General features: G+C 43.2%; 8 protein-coding genes. All 8 read right to left on the bottom strand.

What is annotated here, in order from left to right:
- Positions 1-12: 12 nt before the first annotated feature.
- The gene (locus BLT07_RS09510) at positions 13-900 is read right to left on the bottom strand and encodes a diacylglycerol/lipid kinase family protein (protein ID WP_091868058.1); all 888 of its coding nucleotides are present in this window, start codon (positions 898-900) and stop codon (positions 13-15) included.
- The gene (locus tag BLT07_RS09505; protein ID WP_091868056.1) at positions 897-2879 is read right to left on the bottom strand and encodes an LTA synthase family protein; all 1983 of its coding nucleotides are present in this window, start codon (positions 2877-2879) and stop codon (positions 897-899) included. The genes BLT07_RS09510 and BLT07_RS09505 overlap by 4 nt, the downstream gene beginning before the upstream one ends.
- 242 nt (positions 2880-3121) lie before the next feature.
- Positions 3122-3724 carry an HD domain-containing protein gene (locus tag BLT07_RS09500; RefSeq protein WP_091868054.1) on the bottom strand — a complete coding sequence of 201 codons (603 nt, stop codon included), beginning with the start codon at positions 3722-3724 and terminating at the stop codon, positions 3122-3124.
- A 54-nt stretch (positions 3725-3778) separates the two neighbouring features.
- Positions 3779-4363 (bottom strand): phosphatase PAP2 family protein, encoded by a 585-nt coding sequence (locus BLT07_RS09495; RefSeq protein WP_091868052.1) that lies wholly within the window; start codon positions 4361-4363, stop codon positions 3779-3781.
- A gap of 325 nt (positions 4364-4688) precedes the next feature.
- Positions 4689-5159, bottom strand: coding sequence for a PepSY-like domain-containing protein (locus BLT07_RS09490; RefSeq protein ID WP_245726488.1), 471 nt, complete (start codon positions 5157-5159; stop codon positions 4689-4691).
- Between the two features lie 528 nt (positions 5160-5687).
- The gene (locus BLT07_RS09485; protein ID WP_091868050.1) at positions 5688-8105 is read right to left on the bottom strand and encodes a TonB-dependent receptor; all 2418 of its coding nucleotides are present in this window, start codon (positions 8103-8105) and stop codon (positions 5688-5690) included.
- Positions 8106-8296: 191 nt separating this feature from the next.
- On the bottom strand, positions 8297-9127 hold the full coding sequence (locus tag BLT07_RS09480; RefSeq protein WP_175455293.1) for a phosphatase PAP2 family protein: 831 nt from the start codon (positions 9125-9127) through the stop codon (positions 8297-8299).
- Positions 9128-9286: 159 nt separating this feature from the next.
- On the bottom strand, positions 9287-12106 hold the full coding sequence (locus tag BLT07_RS09475; protein WP_091868046.1) for a gluzincin family metallopeptidase: 2820 nt from the start codon (positions 12104-12106) through the stop codon (positions 9287-9289).
- Between the last annotated feature and the right edge of the window lie 125 nt (positions 12107-12231).

The following is a 12231-nucleotide window of genomic DNA, read 5'->3' as shown; positions in this document are numbered from 1 at the left end:
AAGTGACCCCACTTATTCAGCGACCAAAATTTGTAGTGATTTTTCTTTGATGGAAATGTGTAGCATCCCAGTATCGATTTCGTGCAGTTCCCCGTCGATCTGGGATTCAAAACTGGCGTTATCGTTTCTGGATAAGAGGAGTTCCGTGGTCTGAAAACTCTTGGCCTCCTTTAGCCAATATACCCGTTTAAACAGTATCAAAGCCCCTAACCAAATCATTTTTAGCCTGCTTATTTTCGATATGATTAGTACGTCCAATAGTCCATCTTGTAAAGATGCTTTTGGGGTAAGACTAAGGTTATACCCCATTTCGTTAGAATTGGATATCAAAATGATGAACGGATCGACCAAACGGTTCATTTCGTTGACCTGTACTACCAAACTCCTATTTTTACCCATATGGCGAAAAGAGCTGACGCAAGCATTGACGTAGCCGTAAAGCGTTCTTTTTTGTGAGGATTCATAATGTTTGATGACGCTGGCATCGAAGCCGATACCCATATTGCTGAAAAAATGGCGGTCGTTTACCTGGCCTACATCGATTTTTACGGTTCGTTGACTTCGTATTATGGCCAGGGCCTTCCTAAGGTTTTTTGGGATGCGCAGGTTCGAGGCCAGTCCGTTGCCGGATCCCATGGGAACAATTCCCAAAGGAATATCGGTACCGATCAGGCAAGACGCTACTTCGTTGATCGTGCCATCTCCCCCGCATGCGACGATTATATCCGCATTTTCGGAAATCGAATCCAAGGTCAATTGCGTCGCGTGATTTTTGAAGGCGGAGTGTTTTACGGTCAACCGATGTAGGCTTCCGACGAAATACGGCTCAAAAAATTCTTTGGTCAATGGCAATCTTCCATGGCCCGCGACGGGATTAACGATAAAATGTATTTGGATCATTTTTTGAGGTTATTCAGTTGAAGTCCCCCGTTGCGGTAGAGATAGTCGGCGACTTGATAATTGGATATGGCGCGTTCCAAGAACTCAGTATCCATGGGCAGGGCCTTCTGGCTATTGTCCGCCGGATTCCATTGGTAAAAATTGGCCGTATTGCCGTCTCCCAAGACCATGACTTTATTATCCTTTAAATAGCCTAATTTTCGATAATTACCGATAAAGGCACGTTCGTCTTCGGGTTTCATCTCAAGGATGTTCCGGCCGAAAAGATTGGTCTTGTAATCCCATCCGAGGGAAGCGAAAAGCGTAGGGAACATATCTATCTGCGAACTCAACTTATCTATTTTCTGTGGAACGGCATTCGGCAAATTGTAGATCAATGCTGGAATATGATAGTTTTGAACATCCAGCTCCCATCGGCCCGCGCTACTGGCGCAATGGTCGCTCATAATCACGAAAACGGTATTCTTGAACCAGGGTTTGGTACGGGCGTTTTTTAGGAATTCCCCAATAGCATAATCGGTATATTTTACGGCCCCATTTCTGCCGGTTCCGGAGGGAATGTCGATTTTTCCTTCCGGGTAGGTGTAGGGTTTGTGGTTCGAAGTCGTCATCACAAAATCGAAAAATGGCTTTCCGGTTTCGTGGGCCTTGTCCGCTTCCTTGATGACCTTGTTGTAAATATCCGCATCGCAGACACCCCATGCGTTCTCAAAAGTGACCTCGTCATCTTCGATGTTGGTGCGGGTAGTTGTAATACTTTTATCCAAAAGAAAACCACGGCCCCTGTCCACAATATTAAAACCGTTTCCGCCGAAATAAGTATTCATATTGTCAAAATAACCATCGCCGCCGTAGAAAAAATTACGGTCGTATCCCTTTGCTTTGAAAACTTCCCCTATGGTAAACAAACCCGTATTATTCTTACGCTTCAAGATACTTCGACCGGGTGTAGGGGGAATGGACAGGGTTATTGCTTCCATACCACGAACGGTTCGGGTACCGGTCGCAAAGAAATCGGTAAAAAATAAACTTTTGTTCGCCAATGAATCCAAGGTTTGGGTAATATTGAGATCACTTCCCAATGCATTCATATAGTTGCCACTCAGACTTTCGATACAGATAAATATGACGTTCGGCCGTTGTTCGGTTTTTATACTGTCGGTATTCTTTGTGTTGCGTAGGATTTCATTTTTTAAGGGGTGTAAAAAAGTATCACCGCTATCGACAAATTCTCCCTTGACATCGGCAAATGCTTTTTTATCGTCGATGGTCCTATAAAACTCAGAATAGGCCAGTTCGTTGTTGCGAAAGGCCGCAAAAAAGGAATAGATACCCGCTTTTGACAGTTCGTTGTTATAGCGGTTTTTTGACCACTCCGCTTGGTCGTTCGTCACCAACAGTCCGCAAACGATGGCTATGGCAAACCAGGGCAGGGAGGCAACAAACTTCTGCTTGAAGCTAGTTTCGCTATAGTACGTTTTTTGAAAACCTCCATATTTGTAGACAATAAACAAGGTCAAGGCGACCAAGGTAAGTAGCGACCCAATCAAAATAGGCAAAGGGTAGGACTCATTGATATTCTTAACGACTTCATAGGTATAGATCAAGTAATCAACAGCAATAAAATTATACCGTCGCTGAAATTCGTCCCAAAAAGTAAACTCCCCGAAAAAGGAGAAATAGATGATCAATATGCCCAAGAAAAATCCGAAGGCCGTGATAATCCTGTCTATGAATGAACCGTACCATTTTACCGGTACCACCAATAGATACAGCAGATAGGGAATGGTAAAAAAAGAAACGGTTCCGATGTCAAATAAGAACCCGGTACCGAAAGTACCTAGAAGGTCTAAAATGCTCTTATCCACCTCCGCAAAATCCCAAACCATAAAACTAATTCTTACGAAAAGGGAAATTGATAGAAACAGAAGTACGAATGCCTTTAACAAGGTAAAGCGACTTGGAAATAGTTTAGACATAATTGATTGTTTAGCGCGCCAAAAGTAATGGATAATTCTATAGAAATATTAAAGATACAGTATCCCCTGATATGATTTCGCTGTGTTTGAAGCCGTAGGTACTCTTTATTAGGGATTGTAGTAGCAAAAAGTAATTCTTTTCGTCAAGGGAAACGATGCTTTCGGTAGGTTAGGCCATGCCCAAAACCAGTTTTTTACGCCCGGCCGATCTCATTATAAAATTCTGCCCTCCGTTTAGGCAGCTATGGGTGCTGAATCTTCTCGCGGTTACTTTTTAATTCCTTCAAGTGTTCTTGTTTTACCGGTTCCAGAATATCTACACCGTATGAGGTACAAAATCGATGGTTCTCCAAAAATTTGATGTTCAAGGTGTTCCAATCACTGATCGAATAGTTGAGTCCCTGAAATTTGGCCAGTTCCGTTCGAAGCATGTTATTCTTCTTCCAAAAGGAGCCCGTCCCCAAATGGAACAGGTCGGCATCACAGATGATGTTTTCCAATGGCATCTTTGGCTGTTGGGGCATTTTGGTGGCGTTGATGCAGCCTATCACGGAAACCGTTTGGGGAACGGGATACTTGTTCGCCGCCAAAAAATGGTTGGCCTCTATCACGCTCATATCCTCATGGCCCTTGAACACGGTGGTATAGCCCGTATCGTGGAAAAGGGCCGCCAACAGTACCGGTTCTAAATCTTCAAGGTTCCTACCTCCGTACATTCCTATTTTCAGAACATTTTCGTACACCTCAACGGTATGTCCCACATTATGGAACGGAAGAGATCCGCAACGGCTTCTGAGCAATAGTCCTATACAGTGAATTTTCGTTTTTCTTATAATCGTCTCCATATCACGAATCGTTTGCTTTGACCAATTCTCCTTTTGCCATCGGTTTTTGCGGTTTTAAAATCTATAGTTTAACCCAAGGACAAAGCTGTCACTATCGTTTGCAAACGTCAGTTCCATGTGTTCTTTTTGATACGGTGTGGTGAACAGATAGGCACTGCCTATACCTACTACGGCACCCGCGAGAACGTCCCATCCGTCGTGCCTTTTGGCATTGATTCGACTATAGCCCGTAAATCCGGCCAAGAGATAGGCGGGTACTCCATATTTCCAACCGTATCTTTTTTGGATAAAGGCGGCACTTTGAAAAGTAGTGGACGTATGCCCCGAAGGAAAGGCCAAATCGCCATTATTGTAAGGCCGCTTTTTATCGATTGCATATTTTAGGCCAATGGTCAAGGCCTGATTAAGCATTGCTCCTTTGGCAAACTGCCAGGTGCCCTTGTAATCGCCGATAACCAACGAACTGGTCAGGGCAGTGGCAGGCAGGGTAAATGCAAGGACATCTCCTGCGGTCTGAATGGCCTTGACCTGCCCGAACGAAGTACTGGTTATAAAATAGAAAAGGACAATTAAAACCCAGAGTGGAAAATTCACCTTGATACCGTTTATCCCTTGAAAAATGGTTTTGTCAACTGCCATATATTGATTTTAACGCATTAAGAACTCAAATTTTTACAGATTTCCAGAGTAGAATTTTAGACGAAAATACTACCCAATTCTAAAGAGATTTTAAAGTGACGAGGTGCGGAAAAATGACTTGAAAGTCTGATGTTTTTCATATTTTCATGGGTTTAACTTCCCAAAAATAGACTTCGATTCTATTGAAATTTTTTGGGGATTCTCAAGAGATCTTATAGGTAATCTTAAGGGAGTCTAAAAGAAATCTTGGTAGGTACAAGAAAAAAGTGGCCGGAACTTTTGATCCGACCACTTAACAAAACAATATACCTAATTATGATAAAAACTAATCGTTATCCTCATCTCCTTCCTCTATCATCCCTTTTTTTACGACCTTGCCGTTGGTATCGATAACCACTTCCATTGATTGTTCACCTTTTTCAAGCTCGAATTCATATACCGAGCCTTGCGAGGTTTCGGAGATTTCGGCCTCTTCGATTTTATACTCCGCAAATTCAGTATTAAGGGCGGTTTTTATATTTGCCGGAATAGCGTTATTTTTGATTTCGTGCTCGGTTTCCTTCCAGGTACCATCTTCCATAAAATTAGCCGAGTATTCCGTGCCTTTCATTTTAAATTCGGCTTCCCATTCCATATCGTTTTCCTTGTCCCATTTCACTTTTTTCACAGTAGGGAACTTTTTGGCGAAGGCTTCTTTTACCTTTTTAGGGGCATCGTCACCTGGGCCAAAAGCGTAGATACCGGTACTCATTGTTAGCGCCAAAGCCAAGGTTCCAAAAATTTTTGTTCTTTTCATAATTTCTTCTATTTTAAGTTACTTGTATTCCGTTTAAATTATAGAATTTGTTTAGACCTATTCTTTTACCTACGATATTCACATTTTTAATCTTAATTTCGTATTTTTTAGTTCCGTAGCTTGGGCTATCCAAGTGAAAACGGACATCATAAGGTAAAAAAGCAGCATATTTTCGATTCCAAACAAAAAGTCTAAAGGGCCCCGTAGCATAAACATACTATCCAAATCTAAAGATTTTGCAAAGGAAATCTAAGGGGGTAGTAGATGAGATATTGCCTTTAAAATGCGTTCCAAAATTCGCTTTTCAACTAATTACAAATCGTTTTCCTTGGAGAGCAAATACAAAAGGACTCTAAACGATGCAAATAAAATTATCCCCACGATGATGGGTAACGCCTTTCTGGCCTACCACGTAATTCCCTGCCTTCGATGCCACATCGCTACGACTTTAAGTATAAAGCATTAAAGGTATTATCCGATTCTAAAGGAAACTTGAAGCAATTCTAAAGAGAATTTCGATTGGCAATACTAGAAACGATATTTAAAGCCTGCCCTTATAATCTGGGTCTCGTAGTAGTTTTCGTAAAATGCATCAAAACCCTCGCCATCCAATTCCTGGCGTATGCCGAAGGTGTTGAAGATATCGGTAGCGGCAAGGGTCAGTTCCCCCTTAGCGATCCAAATTGTTTTTTTGAGTCCGAAATCGACCGAGGAGCGTGCCAATTGCTCTCCCTGTGGGATGTTCATGTTCGAATAATAAACCCCGGTCAGCTGTGCAGAAACCTCCCAGGGCAATACGAACTCGCTCGTAAGCTTGGCATTCCAAACGTCATCGGTAGATTTGCCGATACTAAACGACCGTTCAAAAGGAAACAATAGAATGCCTTGATATGCATCAATGGAGTTCCTGTAGCCGTTAAAGCTTGCCGACACCTTAAATGTATTCGTAATATCCTGACTGAACAGAAGCTCTAATCCCGTGTTCATGGCACTCCCAGTATTCTGATAAATACGGTTTACAATATCGTAATCGGGATTGGAGTCATCGATACTGAATATTCGCATGTACTGGTCTTGGATCATTCTATGATAAATGGCGGAAAAAATTGTACCTGTTCCCCAAGAATATTTATGGGCAAGTTCGATGGCATCGGTAAATTGTGGACGTAGATAGGGATTGCCCACTTTTAGCAGTTCGGGATCGTCGTATTTGGGAAAAATGCGCAACTCAGGTTCGCCGGGTCGGTCGATTCTTCGATTATAGAAAGCGGATAGTTTATTAGTTTTATTCAGCTTATACGTAAACCGCACACTCGGAAACAGCTCGAAATAGTCATAGTTATCGTTATTGGGGTAATAGTTGTTCAAAGCATCCAAATCATAAAAGACGTCCGTTTGCTCGGCCCGAAGTCCCGCCTCTATATCGTATTTTTCTTTTTCGAGTAAATAGTTGGCATAGCCTGCAAAAAGGTTCTCTCCCCAATCGGAAAAAGTGCCCAAACCGGGATAGATAATGGAATTGTTTCCGGGAGTAATGGTATACTCCACTGGTAACCTCCGGATACGGAGTTTGGCGCCGAGTTCGATGCGCCCGTTTTTCAGGGGGCGGACATAATCAGAAGATAGGCTAGTGGTATTCTCGATGGCACGGATATTAGTCTTGTCCCTTCCGATTCTTACCGCAGAACTATCGTTCAAAGAATAGGTCTCGTCTTCCAGACCTTGGGTGTACTGGGCATTGGCGCTCAAGGTATGTCCGGCCTGTTCGAAGGTATGGCGATAGTTTACTGCGCCATTGATGTAGCGGGTCACTTCTTCCTCTTGCCAATTGTAGAAACGGTTTCGAATATCGTTGTCTAAATTAATGAAGGCTACTTGGGCCGTATCTATATGTTTTTCGCGGTCGTACAGCGCGGAAAAGGTAAAGCTGTTGTTCTCGTCCGGATCATAGTCTATTCCGCCGTTGATGATGGAACGGAACTGCTTCCGGTTTTCTGGGACTTGCGAAATAATATTTCGCCCGTCATCATAGTTACGGGTCGTAAACTCGTTGTTAGGCAGCGCTTCCTGAACGATAAATTCCGATTGAAGAAAGTAATTGACTTTATCCTTTTTAAAGTTCAGGTTGATGCTCGGAATCAATTTGGGGTTTACGCTAAAAGAGCCCAAATCGGTCTTGGTATCGGCTTTGCGCTTGCCCAGGGCACCCAATCCGAAGGATAGTCCGATATCACCGTTCAGTCCCGTTTGTTTTTCCTTTTTATACACGATGTTTACGATACCGGCAAAACCGTTGGCATCATACTTAGAAGACGGGTTATTGATAATCTCGATTTTCTCGATATTGGAGGCGGGAATGTTCGCCAATCCTTTTTGATTCCCAAAACCTGTTAAACTACTTTGCTTGCCGTCGATCAGTACGACCACCTTATCGCTACCGCGGAGCACCACTTTGCCCTCCTGATCAAAAGCGACCCCGGGCATGGTTTTCATGGCGTCCAAAACGGAACCTCCGGATTGGGCGATGTTGTTTTCAAGACTAAAGGATTTCTTGTTCAAATCGGAATTTGTGGTGGCCTCTTGACCTACAACCTCTACCTCTTCCAAAGCTTCTGCTGAAGGTGCCAGTTCAATTTTTCCCAAATCGAAAATGCTGTTCAGCCCACCGGCAATCAACGTCTGTTGTGCACCTGTATATCCTATAAAAGAAAAATAGAGTTCATATTTACCTACGGCTATTTCCGGTATCTCAAACCTGCCGTCGGCATCTGTAATCGTACCGGTGACCAATACGTTATCTTCAAAGGAGTGGACGGCGACATTGGCAAAGGCCAAGGTTTCCTTGGTTTCGGCATCTAATAACTGTCCGCTAACGCTTACGGTTTCTTGGGCAAATAGATTGGTAGTTATAAAAAATAGAAATCGCAACACTAGTTTTTCAGGCATCAGGGAGTCAATTTTTTGATTTAGGCCGGAAAATACGATGTAAACCTAAAGAAAATTTAAAGTTGGCTTCTGTTTATGATAAAATTCCATATCGTCGACTTTTTTCATTCAATACTCATGAAAAACATGCCTACCGACGAGCAAACCCTTTTTTCATCAGCCGCGGAAGGATGTCGAACCGGTTAACATATTCAAAACCTCAATGTGACCCCAAGAGTTTTGTACTGCCCCAATTGTCCAAAATTGAAGTCGGTGTTGATCTGTTGTCGATACTTTTGACCCCAAGTCTCGTTTTTGTTCTTTTTCCTTATTCGCCTATTCGCAGCGTTTTTGCCGACGACATACCCTATCAGTAAGGCCAATGGATAATCTGATGCCCAGTGTACCTTACTGCTCATCATTTCAAAAGCCATGATGCCCATTAAGGTATATCCTATCGGCTTTATCCATTTTATTTCGGGATAGTTGATAGCAATCACGGTAATGGTTGCCATAAACGTAGCCATATGACCAGACGGGATGGCATCGTAGTTTCCCGTTCTTGTTTGGTAGGCCTTGATACTTGGGAAGAGAGTCCAATGGCCACCGGGATTTCCGCTATCAGAGGCCGGACCGGGACTTTGCCTTCCCGTTATTCTTTTGATGGTCTGGTTAATTATGCCCGTCGATAAAAGCACTTCCACCAATTCACTTGAGGTGTTCAACGCCCGATAATCCGTTCCAAAGGCACCGAAGGCATAAAAGGCTCCGCTTAAAAGCAGCGTTGTTCCTCCGTTCCCGACGTAATAAACGGCAGAATGGATATCGTTGGGAATGACACGCAAAGGCCCGATATTGCTGTAGGAGTGCCTTCCATCAAAATTGAAATTACTTCCGAACTTGATGGATTCGTCGACCAACTGCTGGTCAAAGGGGACGATGGCGGCCGTGGCACCTATGGCAGAGCCGGTCCAAATCAGGTTTTCCTTTTGCACGGTAAATTTCCCGAACTCAGTGATGTCCTTTGGGATGTATTTCAACATATCAAAAAACTTGGGCTTGTGATATTGGTAACTCAAGGCTTCCGAAACCTCAAAGGTTTGAATATTTCGAACAGTATCTTTTTTTTGTTGCCCATAAGTTAAAACAACTGAAAAAAAGAGTATAGCAAGAAGTGTTATAGAAGATTTCATGGTTTTTTGTTAATACCACCTTCGCGTAAATAGCCCTAGAAGCGTCTTCGGGCTTAGAGTAACCTTAAACCGAATCTTTTCGCCATAATTGTTCTGTCCCATTTCGAAACCATTGGTGGACGCGACCGGAAAATAAAGTTCGAAATAATCGGCGACCAAGCTCAGTTTGATGCCCGAATCCCAAACGAATTGCGGTCTGCTTCCGCTATTCTTTATATAGCCCGCGTCCCCATAGGCGACGATCCAGTTCCAGATACTGGCTTCGGCGTTTATGGTGGTTAGCCATTGATTGGCAAATCGAGTATTCAAAATGGACTTGAACCCGCCTTCCGCCGTAATATATTGTTGTGAAGCCAGTCCTTTGCTTTCCGACCTTCCAAGATAGCCATAATTGAATAGATAGTCGGTAGGTCTGTCCAACCCAAAATCAAAAAAGCGATTATCTGCCTGGGTGTTGTTTTTTAAAAACGTTCCGGCATACCAGCGCAGGTCGATCTGTCGGTTGTTGACGAACAACTTGCGATAGTTGGCGGTAGCCGAAACCTTGCTGAATTTTTTGGCCAGTTCGCTATCCACATAAAATGTGAACGCATTTTCAAAATTGGAATTGGAATAGGCATACCGGGCATTGTAGATACTGTAATCGGGAGTTTCCAGGGGCACATCTGGACTTTTGTCCCTAGAAATATTCACGCTACGTAGATTGATGTACTGATATTCGTTGCTCCTCAAATCTTTGTTCCTAAAATTCAAACGAAGGTAGGGCGTAATACTTTTATAGAACAGGTCTTCGGCATAGCTTGATTTGCTCATGCCAAGTCCAGCGGACAGGGAATATAATCCTGATTCCCTGAACTGATAGGTGCCCCCGAACCCCAAGGAACCTATAAGGGTCTTCGATTTAAAGCCATAGGTCGGGGTAATTTTATAGGTGAACGGTCTTTTCAGCACCGTTTTGTTATAAAATTTGCCGCCAAGGATTATCCCGTCATAGATATTATCGAACTCCAAAACGGGTATAAAAAACACTTGGTTGCGACTGGGGTCTTCGATGTCCTTGATAAATCGGAACTGTATGGGCTTGTTCAAGATGCCGTTCAGGTTTTTATAGTTGTTGTTCCTTTTGATTTCAGGGATTTTTTTTTCGAAATCCAATATCAATCTGTCCTCGCCCTTGTTTGCGACACTTACGGTCTTCGTGGCCTTGAAACCATCTATCCAATGTTTTGAAATAATCGAATCGCCCCTCATGCCATAGATCGATACAGGCATCGTGTTGTCCCTTTTGTTTTTTAGGATTATCCGAAGGGAATCCTCCGCTTTTTCGACATGTTCGATCTTAAAATCGATTTTTTCATTGGTGCCCACATAATCCTCGAAGAACCAATCGATATTTTTTTTTGCATTGCTTTTCAGGATGCGCTCAAAGTCAAGGGCCGTCACAGGTTTCAAGGTATACCGGTCATAAAATTCCTCGATGGATTTTTGGACGGCCGCATCCCCGAGATAGTCCTCCAAATATTTGAGGCCCAATCCCGCTTTATAAGGGTTGGCGATATTATAATTGAATTTCAAAAGGGAATCCCTTGGGGTGTCGAGCGACTGGTCGATCAGGTTTCGGGCCATGTTCTTGTAGCCCAAATAGTATTGTTCGTTGAAGTAAAGGTCGGCCCCGTGAAACCAGCGGAGGCCAAAATAATGGGCGAGGTTTCCCGCCAGTTTCATATCGGGATAATGGGCATCCATATAGTCCATCATCAGATATACCAAGATTCCGTCAACGACCCATTTTTCAGTTCTTGGATTCAGGGAAACGCTATTCTCCAAATAGGCATAAGTTATACTTTTGAGCATTTGAATCTCATACTGGAAATCATTGGGAAAAGGCCGTAAGAAATTGGGAAGCTGGTTCAGCCCGTACAGCGGATTTTTGTTGCTTTCGATTGTGCTTATCAGAAGGGTGCGTAGCGGATATGTCCCCAGGTTCGATTCTAAAAACCGAAGAATCGCCGCTATTTTTGCCTGCATGGCCGCTTCGGGCAATTGCCCCACCCTAACATTGGATATGAGCTGTACCGAATCTACCTCAATCGTATAAAAATCATCTATTTTTTGAAGGTACAGTTTTACTTCTTTTTCGTTTCTTCCCGATAGATGTAGCTTTCGGCGTTTAGCATTTTTTTCAAGGGTACGTTGCTTCAGTATAGAGGTTACGGCATATTCCGTGGGCAGGTCCAGATCGATGGTATATTCGGAAGGGGGAAGAAAAATATCCTGTAAGTCTTTGTTACTATAGATGTGCCACCGGTCGGTATGTACCGCGGGAGCGATATACCAGTATTCCAGATTGAATTCGTCGTCCGGGGTATAGCCGTATTTGGTAAACTTGCTGCTCGGTATTTGTACCGTATACTTTAGATTTAGTATTTGGCTATCCCCCGAAAGTAGGGGTTCGCGCAGCACGACCCGAAGAATGTCGGGCATTCCCAAAGGTCTGGTGTACTTCAGGTTTTCGCCAGCTTCGTTGGTGAAGCTCCCTATATGGGTCGCCCCTCTTTCCGAGTCATTGGCATAGTGAAAATCACGCCTATAATCTTCATTAAAACGAAGGCCCAAGGGCGTGGTTTTTGAAGAAAAGCTATTGGCCCAGTCCAGAAAGTAAAGCGTATCCAAGGTTTGGCCGGTCGTGTTTTTATAGCGGATGCTTTGCTTGATTTCCAAGCTGTGGCTTTCGGCATCCAAATAGGCGTCGATACTTATATCATGTTGACCGAATGCCGATAAGCAGGATAAAAATAAAAAAAAGAAATAATAGTTATTTGTGTTCATTTCTGTGGATGCCCTTATAATTTAAAGTTTACCTCTACCGGATAATCGCCGTTGCCATCTTCAATCATTACCCGATATTAATCGTTTCCAATCTGCATTATGGAGGGAACCTAATGCATACCGGT

This window comes from Pricia antarctica (assembly GCF_900101815.1).
GTDB classification, from domain to species: domain Bacteria; phylum Bacteroidota; class Bacteroidia; order Flavobacteriales; family Flavobacteriaceae; genus Pricia; species Pricia antarctica.
Note: the sequence above shows the minus strand (reverse complement) of the source record. Positions and strands in the feature narration are given on the sequence as shown.